Source organism: Caulobacter sp. AVps18, assembly GCF_058681425.1.
Genome location: NZ_CM178737.1, coordinates 3,081,329 through 3,101,172, shown reverse-complemented (window position 1 = coordinate 3,101,172; position 19,844 = coordinate 3,081,329). Strand labels below are relative to the sequence as shown.

At 64.8% G+C, this 19,844-nt stretch carries 13 protein-coding genes; 3 read left to right on the top strand and 10 right to left on the bottom strand.

Going from position 1 to position 19,844, the window contains the following annotated elements; translation table 11 throughout:
- Positions 1 to 199 precede the first annotated feature (199 nt).
- Positions 200 to 3,040 carry a tetratricopeptide repeat protein gene (locus tag ACW179_RS14205; RefSeq protein WP_492060126.1) on the bottom strand — a complete coding sequence of 947 codons (2,841 nt, stop codon included), beginning with the start codon at positions 3,038 to 3,040 and terminating at the stop codon, positions 200 to 202.
- Between the two features lie 86 nt (positions 3,041 to 3,126).
- Between ACW179_RS14205 and ACW179_RS14200 the strand changes: the two genes are divergently transcribed.
- Together ACW179_RS14200 and ACW179_RS14195 are read left to right on the top strand one after the other, a co-directional pair.
- Positions 3,127 to 6,153, top strand: a complete 3,027-nt coding sequence (locus ACW179_RS14200; protein ID WP_492060125.1) for a glycosyltransferase — start codon at positions 3,127 to 3,129, stop codon at positions 6,151 to 6,153.
- 7 nt (positions 6,154 to 6,160) lie between these two features.
- A complete protein-coding gene (locus ACW179_RS14195) occupies positions 6,161 to 7,801 on the top strand; it encodes a tetratricopeptide repeat protein (RefSeq protein WP_492060124.1) in 1,641 nt (546 codons plus the stop codon).
- On the opposite strand, the gene ACW179_RS14190 is transcribed toward ACW179_RS14195, so the two are convergent.
- The gene (locus tag ACW179_RS14190) at positions 7,737 to 9,683 is read right to left on the bottom strand and encodes an O-linked N-acetylglucosamine transferase, SPINDLY family protein (RefSeq protein WP_492060123.1); all 1,947 of its coding nucleotides are present in this window, start codon (positions 9,681 to 9,683) and stop codon (positions 7,737 to 7,739) included. The two genes, ACW179_RS14195 and ACW179_RS14190, sit on opposite strands and share 65 nt — an antisense overlap.
- Before the next feature lie 379 nt (positions 9,684 to 10,062).
- On the opposite strand from ACW179_RS14190, the gene ACW179_RS14185 reads away from it, so the two are divergent.
- Positions 10,063 to 11,487 (top strand): methyltransferase regulatory domain-containing protein, encoded by a 1,425-nt coding sequence (locus ACW179_RS14185; RefSeq protein WP_492064319.1) that lies wholly within the window; start codon positions 10,063 to 10,065, stop codon positions 11,485 to 11,487.
- A 209-nt stretch (positions 11,488 to 11,696) separates the two neighbouring features.
- Here the strand turns inward: ACW179_RS14185 and guaA are convergent, their stop codons facing one another.
- From guaA to ACW179_RS14145, 8 genes are all read right to left on the bottom strand, one after another.
- Positions 11,697 to 13,250, bottom strand: coding sequence for a glutamine-hydrolyzing GMP synthase (guaA, locus tag ACW179_RS14180; RefSeq protein ID WP_492060122.1), 1,554 nt, complete (start codon positions 13,248 to 13,250; stop codon positions 11,697 to 11,699).
- 2 nt (positions 13,251 to 13,252) lie between these two features.
- Complete coding sequence (locus ACW179_RS14175) at positions 13,253 to 13,582, bottom strand: hypothetical protein (protein ID WP_492060121.1); 330 nt, start codon at positions 13,580 to 13,582, stop codon at positions 13,253 to 13,255.
- A gap of 44 nt (positions 13,583 to 13,626) precedes the next feature.
- A complete protein-coding gene (locus tag ACW179_RS14170; RefSeq protein WP_492060120.1) occupies positions 13,627 to 14,898 on the bottom strand; it encodes an RsmB/NOP family class I SAM-dependent RNA methyltransferase in 1,272 nt (423 codons plus the stop codon).
- A 4-nt stretch (positions 14,899 to 14,902) separates the two neighbouring features.
- Positions 14,903 to 15,298 (bottom strand): MAPEG family protein, encoded by a 396-nt coding sequence (locus ACW179_RS14165; RefSeq protein WP_492060119.1) that lies wholly within the window; start codon positions 15,296 to 15,298, stop codon positions 14,903 to 14,905.
- Between the two features lie 3 nt (positions 15,299 to 15,301).
- Entirely contained in the window at positions 15,302 to 16,765 is a 1,464-nt protein-coding gene (gene guaB, locus ACW179_RS14160; RefSeq protein ID WP_492060118.1) for an IMP dehydrogenase, read from the bottom strand.
- A gap of 76 nt (positions 16,766 to 16,841) precedes the next feature.
- Positions 16,842 to 17,888 (bottom strand): potassium channel family protein, encoded by a 1,047-nt coding sequence (locus tag ACW179_RS14155; RefSeq protein WP_492060117.1) that lies wholly within the window; start codon positions 17,886 to 17,888, stop codon positions 16,842 to 16,844.
- Positions 17,885 to 18,595, bottom strand: coding sequence for an RlmE family RNA methyltransferase (locus tag ACW179_RS14150; RefSeq protein WP_492060116.1), 711 nt, complete (start codon positions 18,593 to 18,595; stop codon positions 17,885 to 17,887). The genes ACW179_RS14155 and ACW179_RS14150 overlap by 4 nt, the downstream gene beginning before the upstream one ends.
- Positions 18,592 to 19,719 (bottom strand): Ppx/GppA phosphatase family protein, encoded by a 1,128-nt coding sequence (locus tag ACW179_RS14145; RefSeq protein ID WP_492060115.1) that lies wholly within the window; start codon positions 19,717 to 19,719, stop codon positions 18,592 to 18,594. The genes ACW179_RS14150 and ACW179_RS14145 overlap by 4 nt, the downstream gene beginning before the upstream one ends.
- Between the last annotated feature and the right edge of the window lie 125 nt (positions 19,720 to 19,844).

Here is a 19,844-nt window from a genome sequence, read left to right as displayed (position 1 = left end):
CTCATGAGATCCGCCCCAATTGGGTCGATGATGCCCCACAGGCGGCGAACGGGCTCTGCGACCGCCCGTCGCACGACTGCCAATGCCCTGACACCCTGACATGACAGGAGTCCACTCCCCGTCACCCTGCCCAGGTTCTCCGTCGCAGTTCCGCTAGACCCCACACAGAGTGCATTGGCTCAGGCACCTTTTGGGACAATTAAAGAAGGACCGGCGCGTTCCAGGGCGCGAATTGGATGAGCGCTCCGATGTTTAGATCGGGACGGAAGCAAGCTTTCGCCGCGGGATTGATCAGGGCCGCAGCGCCGGAAAAGGTGCTGTTCGATGTCGCTATGATGTCTGCCTGGCTAAGGATGTGGAAATCAGGCAAAAACTCAATGCCTTCCGGCGCAGCCGGCAGATCGCGACCGATGATCGGGCGATACATGCGAAAGGCGTCGGCGGTGTCCGGCTCGTCTGTCGCGATGAACAGGACCGGCTCATCCAGATCGGACCAGATCCGTGACAGCCAGTCGAGATACCATGTGGTGGGCGCGATCCAGAATGAACCCCATCCATAATCGCCACGTCGCAGATGAATCGCGACGAGGGTGCGACCCGCACGCCGGACTTGCGAAAGGGCGTCGTTCATTATCGGCGCCGCGTGGCGGCCGGGGCGGAAAAGCGTGCGAAACCGCTCACGCTCCCCGGCCCAGCCGCTGACATCGCCACAGAAATAGCCGTGGATATCATGTTCGGCAAAATGGCCTGTGCGGTCGGCGGCCAGATCGATCCGTTGTTCGTCGATCGCCGGGAGGGACGCCCCGGGCAGCGGATCGTCGAGGTCGAACAGGTGACGGCCAAGCCACTCTGGCGTCTCCAGGGTCAGGCCATGGCGTTCCGCATAAAGCCGCAAAAATCCGTACTGCAGTAACTGGTTGCCAAACCGTCCATCCAGTCCCAGCCGGCTCGCGGAAACCCGCCTGCCTTGTTCCGCCTGAGGGCGCGGTGCGCACGCGGGTCCCCAACGGCGTTTCAGCAGCAGCAGGGCCCGGCGGGAAAAGGCTTCTCCAAAACCGGGATTGCAAGCGATCGCACGCTCCCAGCTCGCGAGCGCATCGTCATCGCGGCCGTTAGCCTCCAGGGCTTTGGCCCCCACCGCATGCGCCTGATACAGCGTCGGCGCGATCGAGGCTGCCCGCTCAGCCTCAGCGGCGGCCTCGTCGGTGCGCCCAAGCATCAGGAGGATGTCCGACGTCTCTGCCGCTATGTCTCCCCGCTCCGGCGCAAGCCTCGACGCTTTCGACAGGTGGGAAAGCGCCCGTTCCCGGTCGCCGCGTCGCCGAAGGGCAAGCCCCAATTGATGTAGCGCGTTCACATGGTCGGGCTGCCGATCCAGTGCGGCCTGCAGATTTGGGACCGCCGCGTCGATGTCACCCGCCTCCATCAGCAGGGCCCCGACATTATAGTGTGCGCTCACCAGATCGGGCTGCAATGACGCGGCATTGCGGAACGCCTCAATGGCAGCGTCTCGCCTGCCTTCGCGATGTGCGGCAACGCCCAGATCGAACCAGGCCTGCGCCACGCCGAGTACATCCGTGGCCTCGCGTAGCGCGCTCATGGCCTCCCAGAAGCGAAGGTCGCGGACCAGTGCCTGCGCCAGCGCGAAGTGGAGTCGCCCATCCGTCGGCCGGACAGCGATGGCGGCGTGAAGCAACGGCAGCGCACGGCCGTGCTGACCCCGATCAAGCCACATTTGGGCCAATTCAATAACAAGCGGCACCTCTCCAGCGGCGCCATCGACCAGCGATGCGCAGAGACGAGCCAGATCCGTCTGCTCCTCCGCTAAAGCCGCCTCTCGCCGAACCGCATAGATCCGTCGGCGCATGAGGATTTCCGCAGCGCGAAAACGCGGTGAAATGTCACGATTGGGATCGGTGGAAACGCCCGGCGTGCTGGTCATTTCCGCATGCATCTTGTCCAGCACATTTCCTGGATTCATGCTGTAGAACACGGTCTTGCTCGGAGTAGTCAGGCCGGGGAACCGGGCCATGATCACACGGGCATAGCCGACATCCTCCGCCATCGCCGGTCGGAAGGGCGGCTCGTCGGGAAACCCGCCGGTCTTTTCATGCGCTTCGCGACGAATACACAGGTTGCAGGGATAGCTGCCTTCGGAAGCTGCCCGCCAGCCCGGCGTGACCTGTTCGTCGATCCGGTCGAATATCATCCCGGTCCGAATGAAGGCCGCATCGGGATGATCCCTCAGCGCTTGCGCGGTCACGAGAAAGTGGTGGTCCAGAAAGTAGTCGTCTGCGTCCAGGAACCATAACAACGGCCCCATGGCGGAGGCTGCGCCTGAGTTGCGCGCAGCCCCCGCGCCGCGATTGATGCCATGCACCGTAAGCGTAAGGCTCTGATCGGGATGTCGCGCAGACCAATCCCGGATCGTTGCAAGCGTGTCGTCCTTCGACCCGTCGTCAACGATGCTGATATGCACCTTGGCCTCGGCCTCGCCCGTCTCGCCACGATAATGCGCGATGCACGCCATGACGCTGTCGAGGGCCCGTACGACGGTGGCCTGGCCATTGTGGGCGGGAATGATCACGCTGCCCAGAAAGTCACGCTCGTGCCGGGACGTCTGCATGGCTTCCAGCGCACGAACAAAGCTACCGTCGCTTTCCTCCGGCGGTATGAACGGCCGGAGTTGCGCGGCGTCTTCATCGCGGCCCTGAATCAGACGGAAGGCGCCGAGAACCCGGGCGAGTGAGCTGCTGATCGGTACAAATTCGGTCAACCATTCCAGTTGCGCGACAGCTTCATCGACATCCTCGGTCTGCGTACCGACCAGAAGCTGCTCCAGCAGGGTATCAAGCGCGGCACGCGCCTGTTGATCAAAGATGGCCTTGTCGCCGTGGATCAGAAACGCCCGCCAAAACTGGCGCATTGCGCGAAGCCCGTCGCCGGCCTGAAGCGCGATGATCGCAATAGCTTGGAGCGCGCTGGCATCAGAGGGATTGGCGACAATCGCTTGCCGATGGTCTGCCTCGTGCAATTCCACGTCCCGTTATTCCCGTTCGTCCGCAGCGGACTTGCCGAACCTTCTACATGGTGGAGGTTTCGTACAGACTTGATACTTCTAATCCAATGACCAAGATCATATTCATCGACCCCCTCGGCTGGGACTACACCCCCCAGACTCCGCGGGAAATGCCGTTGGGAGGCTCGCAATCCGCGCTCTGCTATCTTAGCGAAGCGCTCGCAGCGCTTGGCAATGAAGTCACGCTCATCACGGGAACAAGCGCGCCCGGCCTCGTCCGTGGCGTTGTCTGCGTAGACGGCGCGCAAAGGCCTTGGGAACATGTCGCCGGGGCAGATCTAGTCGTTGTCCTCAACGAATGCCCGCCGGAAATGGCGGTCAAGCTGCGGGCCGGCCTCTCGATCGATGCCCGGCTGATCCTTTGGACCCAGCATGCCCATGACGAACCGGCCATCGCTGCCCTGCGCGACGCGGCAGTACGCGATGTCTGGGACTATTTTGTCTTTGTAAGCGACTGGCAGCGGGACGAGTATGTCCGGGCCTTCGGCATTCGCCCGGTGCGCTGCACGGTGCTGCGCAGTGCCGTCGCGCCGTCCTTCGCGCACATGTTCGCCCCTGGCCAGAGGGTCATGGACGCCAAGGCGTGGCCCCCGACGCTCGCTTACACCAGCACGCCATTTCGGGGCTTGGAAGTGTTGCTAGACAGCTTTCCGACCATCCGTTCTGCGGTGCCCGGGGTTCGGTTGCAGGTCTTTTCCAGTCTGGCACCCTATCGGGTCGCGGCGACGGCGGACCCCTATCGGCCCCTGTATCGGCGCTGTGCGGAAACTGAAGGCGTCGACTATGTCGGCGCCGTGTCGCAGGCGGAGCTTGCCGATCGCCTGCGTGAAGTGACTGCGCTCGCTTACCTCAACCGCTTTGCTGAAACGTCCTGTATATCTGTTATGGAAGCGCTGTCGGCCGGATGTCTGGTGGTATCCAGCCGGCTGGGTGCGTTGCGGGAAACGGGGATGGGCTTTGCGCATCTGATGCCCGTACCGTCCGATCCGGCGCAGCACGCCGCACTTTACGCGCAACATATGCTCGGGATCCTGAGCGACTATCGCAAAGGGGATTCGACCGAGCAGCGACTGCGTGCGCAAGTGGATCATGTGAATGCAGCCGCAACCTGGGCCACCCGCGCCGACGCATGGATTGCCTGGATTCAAGACATTCGGGACGGATTGCCCGTACCCTCTACGATGACGATCGGACGGGCGTTGCAGGCGCGCGACCCGGATCGGGCGGCCGCATTGTGTCGTCGGGCGATCGTGGCCGCTCCGCAGGATGGCGTAGCATGGCGCCAACTGGCCGAGGCGGATATCGCCCGCGCCCGCTGGACCGCGGCGACGCATCATCTCGCCCGCGCCGCGCATCTTTCCGGGACGGTAGCCGTGCCCTCTGAACTCATCGATGGCCTGGTGCGCAATCTGGCGAGCGATCCGCTGGACGAGCGTCTCGCCGCTGCGGCGGCACTTGCCCGTTTCGCCCCCTCAGCGGCAAGTGAATTGGCTAGCCGCTGCAAGGATCTCGCCCCGGAAGGTGAGGATTTCGCCGCGTACCCTGCTGCACGCCGACCGATGATCGCGTCGGGCTCGGAAGATGCCCTTCAATCGGTATCGCTCGCGTGGGCAGAGACGCAATGCGGACGCCATGCAGAGAGCCTGGCGCTCCTGAATGCCATGGTATCCGCGCACGGCGCGAAGGCGTTGGCGGGCGATCAGGCTCGCACGGCAGCGCGGCGTTGCATCGAGAGCGCGGAACAGGCGATGCTCGTAAAGGCAACACCACCCTCTGCAGCGACAATGCTCCGGCAGGTCGCCGCGCTTTGCGAAGCGCTGGGCGAGGCCGGGCGCGAATTGCGCAGCACCGCCGATCAACTGGACCTGCTCGACGCGGACGACACCGCGAACGCGGCGTTGCTGGTCGTTTTCGCGCTGGGCCGCCGACGCCTTGCACAGGGCCGTCCGGCCGATGCGCTAACGCTGTTGAAGCGGGCAGCGGACTGGGGCGCCGGCGCGGCCGTTACGACATCGCTCCTGCAGGCCAGTATCGCCCAGTCGCAGCGCCTGCTGCTGGATGCGATTCACCGTCTGATGGATACGGGGCGGCAGGGGAAGGGGCCGGCGGGGTGGCGCGACAGCGCAGCAGACATGATCGCCCATGTCGATCAGTCACTACTGCTGGAGCATAATGGCGAGGACAATCGCAGCAGATCCTGGGGAACGGTGCGGGGGTTTGATGCCTGGCTCCGCTTTAGCGAAGCGCCTAGCCCGCCTAAGCCCGCGACGCCCGGGCGGCGCATCATCGACTGTTTTCAGTTCTACAACGAGCTGGACCTGCTGGAAGTCCGCCTTGCAGAGCTTGCCCCGGTGGTTGATCGTTTCGTGCTTGTCGAGGCGCGCTACACCCATGCAGGCGATCCGAAGCCGCTGTATTTCGATCAGAACAGGCATCGATTTGCAGCGTATCTGGATCGCATTGACCATGTGATCGTCGAGGATGATCCGGGCGGCTTTTCTTGGAAGCGCGAAGGCCATCAGCGCGAGGCGATTGCACGCGGCCTTCCCGACGTGGCGGATGACGACATGATCCTGATCAGCGACGTGGACGAGATTCCGCGCCGTTGCGTGATCGCTGCGATGCGCGAGATGCCTGCGGATCTCTATTCACTGCAATTGGCGATCCACCTCTATTTTCTGGACCTGAAGTCGCCGGAACCCTGGATATCGGCGGCGGCCGCGCCGGGCCGGCTGATCAGGCGCATCGGTGTGAATCCGATCCGCTACCTGGTGAAACAGGGCATTGGCCACACGATCGAGGATGCAGGCTGGCACTTGACCTGGATGGGCGGACTGGACGGCTTTCGGGCGAAGATGCGCGCTTACGCCCACCGGGAGAATAGTGCGGGTTTCGAAGCTGTCGGGGATAGCGAAGCCAGGCTGAAGCGCTTCTATGCGACCGGAGCATTCGATGCCGGCCTGGTGCCGGGCATGTGGAGCGACCTTAACAGGGTGGCTATCGACGAGGACTTCCCGGTCGGAATTCGTGACCAGGTGGATCAGTTCAGGGCGCGCGGCTGGCTATGCCCGTGACAACCCGATGATCGCCGACCCGCGACTGGCTCAGGCCAAGGCTGCGCTGGAGGAAGGCGATCCCCGGCGCGCCTTCGCGCTCGGCGCTGAGGTGCTGGCCGAGATGCCTGCGCATGTGCCCGCACTGCTCGTGACGGGAAGGGCTGCGTTGGCTGCGGGTATCATGGAGGCAGGGCGAACACTGCTGCTGGGCGCACTGCGCCATAGCGCGGCCGACGCGCACGTCTTTGCCCGCTTGCCACGGCGCGACGTAGTGTCGCCCGACTTCGAGCGTGGACTCGAACATCTGCACGCACGTCGCTCCGACCAGGCCATCCAATGTTTTGAGGCGGCATTGCGAGAGCAACCGCAAAACTGGCAGGCGCATGTAAACCTTGGCGTCGCCTTCAAGCAGGCGGGGCGCGTGCAGGAGGCCGAAGATGCCTATCGGCGCGCATTGTCGATGGCACCCGACCATCCGCAGTTGCTCGGTAATCTGGCGAACGCCGTCGTGCTGCGCCCGGATGGCGTCGAGGAAGCCATTGCGCTGCTATCGCGCCGTATCGCGTTGGAGCCTCGCGAGGCTCAAGCCTGGCTGGGACTTGGCCAGGCATTGCGCCGCGCCGGGCGTACCCCCGAGGCAGAAACCCTTTGTCGCGAAGCCATTGTGCGCGATCCGGACCATGTCGCAGCCCATGTGACGCTGGCGATGCTCCTGCTGACCAAGGGGGCATGGGCGGAGGGATTCCGCGAATATGAATGGCGCCGCCGACTGCCTGATTTTTCGCCCGGCAGCGACCCCGATCCCGCGCCGCAGTGGGATGGCCAGCCGATCGATCAGCGGACGATCCTGCTGCACGCGGAGCAGGGTCTGGGCGATGTGATCCTGTTCGCCCGCTTCGCCGCGTCGCTTGCCCGATTGGGAGCAAAGGTATGGATCGCCTGTGATTCCCAGCTCGTGCGCGTGATGGCCTCTGTGCCTGGCATTGCCGGGGCGTGTGACAATGAAAAGCCGCTGCCGCCGCACGAGGTGCAGGCACCGCTGCTGAGCATCCCCTATCTCGACGCGATCTGCGATGTGGCACCGGATAGGCCCTATCTGACGGCTGATCCGGCGCTGGTCGAGACATGGCGCACCAGACTTCCGGACGCCGGCGGATTGCGCGTTGGCGTGGTGTGGGCGGGGAACGCATCCTTTCCCGGCGATATCGAGCGGTCGCTCAAACTTTCGATGCTGCTGCCCATGGTTCGCGCCTTGCCTCAACTGACGTTCGTTGCCCTACAGAAAGGTGATGGACGGCGGGATCTTGAGACGCTCTGCGAACCGTTGCCCGGCAATTTCCATGACGTCGGCGAAGGTATCGGTGACTTTGCGGATACGGCCGCGATCATGGCCTCGCTCGATGTGATCCTCTGTGCGGATTCATCGCCGGCGCATCTGGCCGGAGCGCTTGGTCGTCCAGCCTGGGTCCTGCTGCCGCCGCTTGGCGACTGGCGATGGGGCGAGACAGGCGAAGCCACGCCCTGGTATCCGCAAATGCGTCTGTGGCGGCGCGCGTGCACTGAGCCCTGGAGCGAGGTGCTCGCGCGGGTGCAGGCCGCCCTCAGGGAAGTGGCGGCACGTCAATCGATCGTGGCGGCAGGCCCGCCGCATGACGGTGCCACATGATCCGATAGGCTGCCTCCAGGTGACGGATGAAGCGGCTACTGTCGAACAAGGGGCAGGACCAGCGGCTCTGGGCCAATCGTCTTTTCCATTCGGCGATCTTGTGGCGGTCTTTCGCCAGGTCGATGGCAAGATCGACATACGCCTTGCGGGATGTCGTCACCAGTTCAGACGCGCCCGCTGCATGCAACAGGCCCGCCGCAACGCGTGCGGCAAAGCCCTCTCCCAGGCGCGTGACGACCGGCACGCCCGCCCATAAGGCGTCGGATGTGGTCGTGTGGCCGGTATAGGGAAAGCTGTCGAGCATCAGGTCGGCTGCGCCAAGCCGCCCGATGTGTTCCGACTGCGGAACTGGCGCTGCGAACAGCAACCGCTCGGCCGTGACACCCGCGTCCGTCGCATGTCGCCGCAAATTGTCGCGCGCCCTGTCGTTCGCGGCATAGAGCCACAGCACCGATCCCGGCACCGCACGCAGGATCTGCATCCAGTCGGCGAACAGCGCCGGTCCGATCTTGTGCGGGGCATGGAGCGCGCCGAACACCACGCCTTCTGCAGGCAATCCCAGCTGAGACCGATCGGTCGCAACGGGCAGCGGTCGTTGACGGTCGTTGGGTTGATAGCTGTCAGGCAGCCGGACGATGGACTCCGCGAACCACGGCTGATCATCCGGCGGGGTGACTGTTCGATCTCCAACAATATAGTCGAATGTCTTCGTCCCGAGCGTGCCCGGATAGCCCAGCCACCCCACTTGGACCGATGCCAGGCGCCGAGCCAGCAGATCCAGCCGCGCGCCGGCGGTATAGCCTTTGAGGTCGATGAGGATATCGACGCCATCACTGGCGGCGAGCGATCCCACCTGATCGGAATCCAGCCGGCGGATATCCCGGAAGGCGTCGAAGCTCGTCGCGAGCCGCTGGCGCATCCGCCCCTGATCGACCGGGCCGTGAGAATAGGCCAGCACGCGGAAGCGGCTTCGGTCGTGCTTCTCGAAAATTTCGGCCGTCAGATAGGCCGTGGCGTGGTCGTGGAAGTCCCCAGACAGATAGGCGATGGTCAGCCGCGCGTCAGGATCAGGCAGGGGATCTGCGGCCTGCCATGGCCGTGCCTCGCCCAGATAGTCCCGCGCGAACCGCCGCGCGGCCTTGTGCTGCTGGGCAGGACTGAGGTCGAGGAGAAGGTCGGCGAGCGGCAACAGGGTGCTGGAATCAGCCTCGATAATGCCGAGCAGGCTGGCTTCGATCTGCTCATGGTCACGCCAGTCGCAAATCGAGCGACGGGCCGCGAACAGCTCGCTCAGGATCCGGCCGTTATCCGGTGCCAGCCGCGCCGCCCACGCATAGGCATCGGCCGCCAGGGAAGGATTATGGCGGCGGGCGCTATGGCCCAATTCCTGCCAGGCTTCGGCCAAATCCGGCACCAGCGCGACGGCAGCGCGATGTGCCGAGACCGCCCGTCCAGGCTCACCATCGTCGCGCAGCGCCTTCCCTAGTCCCAAAAGCGCGGAAATATTGTCCGGCTTCAGGCGCAGGGCCTGAGCAAAGGAGGCTTGCGCCGCCGTACCGTCACGCAGCGTCAGATGAGCGCTGGCCAGCATGGTCCAGAACTCCGGGTTGTCCGGTGCCAGCGTCAGCGCGCGCGATTGCGCCGAGATTCCAGCGGCGGCCTGTCCGGTGCCGAGCAACTGACCGCCAAGGTTCGCATAGGCGTCGGCCAATCCGGGCGCCAGAACGATGCAGCGCCGAAATGCAGCGACCGCCCGCGCAGGCTCTCGCTTCGCTGCCTCGATCGCGCCAAGCATCAGCAGCAATTCAGCTCGATCGCCAAAATGTTCGAGCGCCGCCCGGCATTCCGTCCACGCCGCCGCCAATTCGCCGCGCTGGTACAAGGGCAGAATGTGTCGCAGTGCCGCAAACCCGTCCAGCGTCGCCTCCCCTTTCCGCGCTCAGCCTAGATAGGCAAACGCACCGCGGCTAGGACGATTCCATGCCCCGTCGTGCCCCCTCCTGATGCCTCGATCGCGATGGAACGATCTTCGTCAAGAGAGGCGATTTGAGTCAGGCGGCGGACAGGCGCATTCTCGAGCGCGATCGACTATTGCGACCGGCTGACGATCGGTTGAGCCGGCGGTATCACCGACACATGCGATCAAGGGGAAAGTCGAACAATGCAGCATCATGGTGGCGGCTATGTCGATGGAATCGACTATGATCATGGCTTCTTTCGCGAGCTGTCACCGGCCCAGATCGCCTTCTCCCTATTGCTGAATAGGCTATCGCCCCCCGGTAGTTGGCCCGCAAGGGTTCCACTATGCCGAGCTTGGGGCGGGATACGCCGACACCTCGTCGCTGCTTGCTGCCGTTTATCCGCAGGCGAGGTTTGATGCCGTAGATTTCAATCCTTCGCACATTGCAGCCGCTCATCGTTTTTCAAAGGACGCATGTCCTGGCAATTTTCGGCTGCTGGAGGAAAGCTTCGCTGACTTTGCGACGCGCACGGATGTGGCCTATGACATCATCGCGCTGCACGGCGTCTGGTCCTGGGTGAGCGCGGAAACCCGCGCCATCCTCCTCGACATCGTCTGCCGGACGCTGAAGCCCGGCGGGGTCCTGTTCCTCAGCTACAATGCGCTGCCGGGCAAGGCAGCGCAGATGGACATGCGCAAGATCCTGCTGGAACACTGCTTGGCCGGGACAGGCGAATGGCCGGATCGCATTGGCAAGGCGCTGAGCTTCGTCGAGCGTGTGTTGCAGCAGGGCGCGCCTGATCGGGCAGAAACAGCGGGGCTCATTGCCGAGGTTGAGCGGCTTAAGAAGCGCAGCGCGAACTATATCGCGCATGAATATCTCAATCGCGACTGGACCCCCTTCTACGCAGGCGATGTCGCGCGCGAACTGGCGACGGCACGACTATCCTATGCGGCGTCCGGCCTTATGTCGGACGAGCTCGGCATCCTGGCCCTCCCCGCTGAAGTGAGCGCGCTAACAGAGGAAGCCGATCCTGTCTATCGTGAGACGCTTCGCGACATTCTGATGAACCGGGGCTTCCGGCGCGACCTGTTCGTGAAGGGGGCCGAGCGGCTGTCGGCGCGCGAACGGTCAGAATCGCTGGGTTCCATGCGCTTTGCCCTTTTGGTGCCGCCCGGCGACATTCCTCAGGCCATCGTCCTGTCCAGCGGGCGCCTGCAGCTACAAAAAGCGCTGGCCGAACCGCTGATCGCGGCGCTGGACGAGGGCCCGCGTCGTCTGGACGAACTCGCCGCGATGCCATCGCTTGCTGAGCATGGGTGGCAGGCGATCCTCGAGGGATTGACGCTGATGATCGGAACGTCCCACGTCGCCCCGGCGCTCGACGAGGCCGACGAGGCCGCTTGCCTGGACAGCGTCGCGCGCTTCAACGCGGTGGTTCTTGAGCATGGCCGGATGGGGAGCGAACTTCGCAGTCTCGCTTCGCCAGTGCTGGGAAGCGGCGTTGCGGTGACAAAACTGGACGCACTGTTCCTGCTCGCGCGGAGCAAAGGTGTCGATCCCGTAGTATTCGCAAGCGACCAGCTTTCAGCACTTGGCCAAGCCATCGGAGACGGAAACGGAAAGCCGCTGTCCGCTGACCAAACGATCTCGCTCCTTCGCGAACAGGAGCAAGGCTTTACCAACACGCGTCTGCCGCTGCTTCGCAAACACCGGATAGCATGATGGCCTGCCAATGCCGGTTGAGCGTCCCCCGACTTGTCGTCGCGATTGAGGATTGAGATCCGACGTTCATACGGCGGCGATCTTGGCCGCAGGGGCGACATATCCGATCGGCGTTAGCCAGCCAGGCGATGTGGTGACCATCCGCATCGACCGGATGGGCACCCTCGAGAACCGCGTCGAGCCGCAAGACGGTCCTTAAAGCCGGCCGTCTATTCCCACTCGATCGTGCCGGGGGGCTTGGACGTCACGTCGTAGACGACGCGATTGACACCCCGGACCTCGTTGATGATCCGGGTGGCGGTCTTGCCCAGGACCTCCCAGGGGAACTCGAAGAAGTCGGCGGTCATGCCGTCGGTCGAGGTCACCGCCCGCAGGGCCAGGACGTTCTCATAGGTGCGGGCGTCGCCCATGACCCCTACAGTTTTCACGGGCAGCAGCACGGCGAAGGCCTGCCAGATCTGGTCATAGAGGCCCGCCTTGCGGATCTCTTCCAGATAGATGGCGTCGGCCTGCTGCAGGACGGCGACCTTTTCGGGGGTGATGTCGCCGGGGATGCGGATAGCCAAACCCGGGCCGGGGAAAGGGTGGCGACCGACGAAGGCCGGGGCCAGGCCCAGCTCAACGCCCAGGGCGCGGACTTCGTCCTTGAACAGCTCGCGCAGCGGCTCAACCAGCTTCAGCTTCATGAAGTCGGGCAGACCGCCGACATTATGGTGGCTCTTGATCACCGCCGAGGGGCCGCCGCGCGCAGATACGCTCTCGACGACGTCGGGATAGAGCGTGCCCTGGGCCAGGAAGTCGGCCCCATCGATCTTGGCCGCCTCGCGGTCGAAGATGTCGATGAACTTGCCGCCGATGATCTTGCGCTTGGTCTCGGGGTCGCTGACCCCGGCCAGGGCCCCGAGGAACTCGTCGCCTGCGTCAACATGGATCAGCGGGATGTTGTAGTGGTCGCGGAACAGGGTCACGACCTGGTCGGCCTCGTTCTTGCGCAACAGGCCGGTATCGACGAAGACGCAGGTCAGCTGGTCGCCGATGGCTTCGTGGATCAGCACGGCGGCGACCGAGCTGTCGACGCCGCCCGACAGGCCGCAGATCACCTTGCCGGTGCCGACCTGGGCGCGGATCTTGCCAACCATCTCCTGGCGGAAAGCCGCCATGGTCCAGTCGCCCTTCAGGCCCGCCAGTTTCAGGAAGTTGCGATAGACCTGAGTGCCGTTGACGGTGTGGACCACCTCAGGGTGGAACTGCACCGCATAGATCTTGCGCGCATCATCGGCGATGGCCGCGAACGGCGCTCCGACCGAGGTTGCGATGACGTCGAAGCCGTCCGGAATGGCGGTGACGCGGTCACCGTGGCTCATCCACACGGTTTCAAGTTCGCCGACGGGCGCGAGGCCTTCGAACAGCGGGCTGATCTTGCCGATGGTCAGCTCGGCGCGGCCGAACTCGCCGGCGTGGCCACCCTCGACCTTGCCGCCCAGCACGTCGCACAGCAGTTGCTGGCCGTAGCAGATGGCCAGCAGCGGCACACCCATTTCGAACAGTTTCTTGCCGACGCGGGGGCTGTCGGCCTCCAGCACACTGGCCGGACCGCCCGACAGGATAATGGCCGAGGGGGCGTAGTCATCGACAATAGCCTCGGCCTTGTCGAACGGATGGATCTCGCAATAGACGCCCGCCTCGCGCACCCGGCGGGCGATCAACTGGGTGACCTGGCTGCCGAAGTCGACGATCAGAACGCGCTGGTGAAACTGGCTCATTGCTATTCCTTCACTTCCGGGGGTTTTGCTCCCAGAAGTGTCACTTCCGCTTGCGTCACCACGTACTCTTGTCCATCGGCATCGCGCAGACCGAGGATGCCGCCGCTGTCGCTATACTCAGCCTGCACGACCACGACGGCAATCCGAGTACCGTCCTCGTCCGTGAACAACCCGTACTGAGGGAGCTCGATCTGAATCGGCCGAACCTCGCCGCCCGCGCGCTTCTGATAAAATGCCGCTCGCCCCTTCTGCACATCTTCTTCGGTTGCAGCACGGCCAGATACAAACTCAGTCTTCGGCAACGGAGGCCAATTGTGGGTTTGATCAACCATCGCAGCGGCTCCTAGAGCTAAGGCCCCAACCAGATCGACCGCTCTCACACCTGTCTCTCCAGCACAGCAGCAAAGAAGCCGTCGGTGCCAGCGGTGAGGGGCGTCAGGCGCAGGTAGCCCTGGGCGCTGACGTGTTCAGCGATAGCTTCAAACGTGATCGGCTTGACGGCGAAGTCGGGCCGGCGCGCCAGGAAGGCGGCGACGCGGTCCTCGTTCTCCTCGACCAGCAGCGAGCAGGTCACATAGACCAGTCGTCCGCCGACCTTTACGAAGTCAGCGGCGTCGATCAGCACGCTGTCCTGCTCGAGCTGGCGCTTGGCCAGTTGGTCGGGCGACAGGCGCCACTTGGCGTCCGGATGCCGGCGCCAAGTGCCTGAGCCGGTGCAGGGCGCATCGACGAAGACGACATCCAGCTTGCCCTCAAGGCCCTTCAGCGGCTCGGCTTCGATCGGCGAGCGAATCTGAAGGTTGCGGACCCCTGCCCTCTGGCTGCGACGGATGGTGTCGGCCAGGCGCCGGGCGTCGCTGTCATGGGCGAAGATCTGACCGGTATTGCCCATGGCGGCCGCCAGGGCGAGGGTCTTGCCACCCCCCCCGGCGCAGAAGTCCAGCACCTGCTTGCCCCTGATCTCGCCCGCCATGGTGGCGGCGATCTGGGAGCCCAGGTCCTGCACCTCGAACCAGCCCTTGGAGAAGGCCGGAACGGCTTCCACCGAAGGCGTGCGATCGGCGGCCTGCGGCGCGGGGATGCGGAAGGCGTTTTCCAGCACGCCGGCCGGCTCACCACCGATCAGGGCGACGGCCTTGGCGCCGCGCTCGGCGTCGGTCTTGATGGTGTTGATGCGCAGATCGACCGGAGCGCGCTGCGACAGGGCCCCCATCTCGTCGCGAACACTGTCGCCCAGAGCGCGGGCCAGAAAAGGCTCGAGCCAGTCGGGATAGTCGCCGGCGACCGGGGCTGGCGCGTCATCCAGCGAGGCCGGCGTCGTCAGGGCCTTGATCTCGGCCTCGGCCAGAGCGCCAGCGCCATGCTCCTCACCCGCCGCCTCGGCGACGCGCTCGGGCGACCAACCCCAGACATGGGCCAGTACGCCCAGCACCACGCCACGCGCGCTGCTGTCGCCCATCATGAAGCCCAGCGACCGCTTGCGGCGCAGGGCGTCCAGCACCAGGCCGGACACGAAGGCCCGGTCCTTGGAGCCGGCATAGCGCGCGCTCTCGCCCCAGCGCTTGAGCGCCATCTTTACCGGAAAATGCCGCGCCTCGATCTCGGCCAGAACCTCGATCGCTGCTGAAACCCGTCCACCGTCGCGCATGGCGTCAGACCACCATGGCCACGAGGACCATCCCAAGACCGATCATCGACGCCACCCAAACCAGGCTGCGCACGACAGGAACACCGAAGGCATAGAGCGGCAGATAGATCGCCCGGGCCACCACATAGAGCAGAGCGCCATGGGCCGAGATGAAGCCGATCCGCCCCGAAAGATAGACGGCCAGCACGGCGGCGACGAAGAGCGGGAACGTCTCGCGGAAGTTGGCGGACGCACGCCCCAGCCGGCCAGCCATGCCGGTGAGCACGACCGGCGTGTCACGCGGGCCGACATTCCACTTCAGACCCCGCTGCGGTTGCGCGGCGGCGCTGGCCCACACCAGGTGGACCAGTCCGATCAGGACCGCGACGGCGAGAAGCTGAAGTTCGATGGCGACCCGCATGGACTAGACCGCGCTCGGATAGTTGGGCGCTTCGCGCGTGATCATCACGTCGTGGACGTGGCTCTCCCGCAGGCCGGCGCCGGTGATGCGCACAAAGCGAGCGCGCTCCTGGAACTCAGGGATGGTCGGGGCACCGACATAGCCCATGGCGGCGCGAAGACCGCCGACCAACTGGTGCAGCACCGGTGCGATGGCACCCTTGAAAGGCGTTTGTCCTTCAATGCCTTCCGGCACGAGCTTGAAGCTGTCGGTCACTTCCTTCTGGAAGTATCGGTCAGCCGAACCGCGCGCCATGGCACCCACCGAGCCCATGCCGCGATAGCTCTTGTAGGAGCGGCCCTGGTACAGGAACACCTCGCCGGGTGCCTCTTCGGTGCCGGCAAACATCGAGCCCATCATGGCGGTGCTGGCACCGGCCGCGATAGCCTTGGCCAGGTCGCCCGAATATTTGATGCCGCCGTCAGCGATGACCGGCGTTCCGCTCTCGCGAGCGGCGCGAACCGCTTCCATGATCGCCGTCAGTTGCGGCACACCCACACCCGCAACGATGCGCGTGGTGCAGATCGAGCCGGGACCGATGCCGACCTTTACCGCGTCTGCGCCTGCGTCGATCAGAGACCGCGCAGCGTCATAGGTGGCGATGTTGCCGGCAACGATCTGGACGCGGTTGGCTTCGCGCTTCAGACGGCTAACAGCTGCCGCGACCTGGCTGGAGTGGCCGTGGGCCGTGTCGATGACGACGACATCAACGCCTGCATCAACCAGGCCCATCGAGCGCTCGAAGCCGGCGTCGCCGACCGTCGAGGCCGCGCCGACCAGCAGGCGGCCCTTGTCGTCCTTGGCGGCCAGGGGGTGAGCCTGGGCCTTCTCGATGTCCTTGACCGTGATCAGGCCGACGGCGCGATAGCTCTCGTCAACGACGATCAGGCGCTCGATCTTGTGCTTGCGCAGCATCTCGCGCGCTTCGCGGTGATCAATGCCCTCAGACACCGTGATCAGGTTCTCGCGGGTCATCAGCGCCGAGGCCGGGACGTTGGCATCGCCCTCGAAACGCATGTCGCGATTGGTCAAGATACCGACCAGCTTGCCCGTGTCGCGCTCGACCACCGGGAAGCCCGAGATCTTGCGACGGGCCTTGATCTCGCGGATCTCGGCCAGGGTGGTTTCCGGATTGATGGTCAGCGGATTGATGACCATGCCGCTTTCGTAGCGCTTCACTTCGCGCACGTGGTCCGCCTGTTCGTCCACCGTCAGATTACGGTGCAGGATGCCCATGCCGCCGGCCTGGGCCATGGCAATAGCGAGGCGGCTTTCCGTCACAGTGTCCATCGCAGCGGACACGAGCGGGATGTTCAGACTGATTTCACGCGTGAACTTGGTCTCGGTCGTCACCTGGGTCGGCATGACGTCTGACGGACCGGGTTCGAGCAAAACGTCGTCGAAGGTGAGCCCTTCGCGAATCTCCATGGGAGTCTCCATTTTGCGGCGCTCGTATAGCGGCGAGGTCCAGGTTTGTCGAGGCGCGTCCGCGCAAATCGGCGGCCTAGTCGGCGATCGCGCCGAGACCCGAACGGCCAAGCCGGGAAACCACCAGCAAGCCATCGCCCGCTTGAATGACTTCCTGAGCGCTGGGCCGCTGCAGCACCGAGCCGTCGCCCCGGTCGATGCGAACCACCAGAAGGCTCCCGCCCCGTCGTTCGAACTCACCGACGGTGATCATCCGCACGCCGAACGAGACCGGCGCAACCACCACACCCAGGTCCAGGCCCAGGCTGGACAGAGACTCGCCGAGACCGACATCGCCCGGCGCGGCGCCGCGAAGATACTCCGCCAGCTTTGGGAACAGGATCAGCTCGGCGATGCGCTCGGCACCGATATGGGTGGGCAGGATCACCTTGTCGGCGCCAGCCTGCAGCAGCTTGCGCTCGGTGGACGGGCGTTCGCCGCGGGCGATGATCTCGAGCTTGGTGTTCAGGCTGCGCGCCGACAGCGTGATGAAAACATTGGCGGCGTCATCGGGCAGCACAGTGGCTAGGACCCTGGCCCGCTCGACATGGACAGCGCGCAGCACATCCTCATCAGTGGCGTCGGCGTGCCGGCAAAGATAGCCCAGTTCGCGCGCCTCCTGGCACCGCGGCTCCTCGCGCTCGATGACGACGAAGGTCTCGCCCGCCGCGGACAACTCCGCCGCCAGCATCAGGCCGATCCGACCAAAGCCACAGATGACGATGTGGCCGTCGAGGCGTTCGATGTCCCGTTCCACGCGTTTTCCAAAAAACTGTTCGAGCTGAGACTGGGTCAGCGCCTGGACCAGGGCGCCCGTCACCACGATCACCCCGGTACACCCAAACAGCATCGTGGCCATGGTGACCGCATGCAAGTAGTCGGTGTTGATCGGGCGAACTTCACCATAGCCCACGGTGAAGATGGTCAGGGTGACCATGTAGAGCGCGTCGCCGAAAGACCAGCCCGCCCCGACATAGGCGGTGACCGCCATGACGGCGACCAGTAAAACGAAGACAACGGCGATCGAAAGATTGCGAAACGGGCGCGCCGTCAGTCCCTCAAGAACGTGCGCCGACCGGGTCACCGCCCCCGGAACCCCGTCGCCACCAGGAACACCTCCGAGCTATCGGCCCGGCTGGCCTTGGGCTTGTAGTGGACGACCTTGTCGAAGTTCTTCTTCAGACGGGCGATGACGTCAGCCGTCTCTCCGCCCTGGAAGGCCTTGGCGACAAAGGCGCCGCCGGGTTTCAGCACCTCAATGGCGAACTCGGCGCCCATCTCGATCAGGCCGACGATGCGAAGGTGATCGGTCTCGCGGTGGCCCACGGTGTTGGGCGCCATGTCCGACAGCACCACATCCGGCGCGCCACCCAGCAGTTCGATCAGCTTGGGCGGACAGGCGTCGTCGGTGAAGTCCATCTCCAGGATATGGGCCGGCGATACCGGATCGACCGGCAGAAGATCGACGCCGACCAATTGAGTCACGCCGCGCTCGACGGCGATCTGTAGCCAACCGCCGGGCGCGCAGCCCAGGTCGATGACCCGAGCGCCCTTTTTGAAGAAGTGGAACTTCTCGTCGATCTCGCTGATCTTGAAGGCCGCGCGGCTACGATAACCCATGGCCCGGGCCTTGGCCGAGAACGGGTCGTTGATCTGACGCTCAAGCCAGGCCTGCTGCGACGTGGTGCGGCCATAGGTCTTCTTCAGCCGCGCCGGCTTGGTGCGGCCGGCGTCGGTTCCCCCGACCGGCGGCTTTACCATGCGCTTGCGAGGCGGTTCTTCGTCGGTCATTCGGACACCGGTTTGGACTTGGACGCACCGCCACGGCGTCGCCGACGCGGGCGGCGCTGCTGTTCGGACATCAGGGACATCAGAAGCCCCTCTCTAAGCCCTCGATCCGCCACACGCACGCGCGAACACGGCCAAAGCTCCTGAACAGCCTGAAGAATCGCCGCGCCGGCCAAAACCAGATCCGCCCGATCGGCCCCGATACAGGGCTCAAGGGCACGCTCGGCAGCGGTTAGGCCCAGCAGCCGATCGGCGGCGGCCTCGCAATCCTTGCGCGCCATCCACAGGCCGTCGACCACGTTGCGGTCATAGCGCGGCAGACCCAGATGCAGCCCCGCCAGGCTGGTGATGGCGCCCGACGTGCCTACCAGGTGGGCCCTGTCCTGCTGGAATAGCTCACGCATGGGCTCAGCATGCGGGAAGGCCTCAATCCGCGCCTTGACGTCATCGACCATGGCCCGAAACCACACAGCGTCGGCCCGCTCGCCCTCGGGAAAACGCTCGGCCAGGGTGACCACGCCCACCGGAATCGACAGCCAGGCCTTGATTGGCAACTTCCACGCGGCGAACTGGCGCGGCTTGGCGTCCAGCCCCCCACCCTTCAAATCAACCCACGACAGTTCGGTCGAACCACCGCCCACATCGACGACCAGAGCCGCCTCGGCGTCGCGGTCGAACAGGCTCATGCAGCCGGCGACCGACAGCTGGGCCTCTTCCTTGGGCGTAATGATCTGCAAGTGAAGACCGGTTTCGTCGGCAACGCGCTGGACAAACTCGGCGCCGTTGTCGGCCCCGCGACAGGCCTGGGTGGCGACGGCCTTGACCCGGATGGCCCGGCGGCGGCGGATCTTCTCGGCGCAGACCTTGAGGGCCGCCATCGAACGGTCCATGGCCGCGTCCGACAGGCGGCCACTGGCCGAAAGCCCCTCGCCCAGCCGAACAATGCGGGAATAGGCCTCGACGACGCGGAATCCGCGCGGCGAAGGCGTGGCCACCAGCAGGCGGCAATTGTTGGTCCCCAGGTCCAGCGCCGCATAACACGACAGCTCGACCGGCGGACGCCGGCGCCGCGCACTCTCCCCGGAGGGAGGCGTGGACGCGCCGGGCGCGCTCGGCGCCTCCGACATGGTCTTTCCACCTTGTCTCGCAGGCCTCACAGATTGCGAAGCCTCACTTCGGGATCGACCATAGCAACGCGACTCGCGCGCCGGAAGGCGTTGCCTTGTCATCCGGCGACGGAACTGTCCGTTCA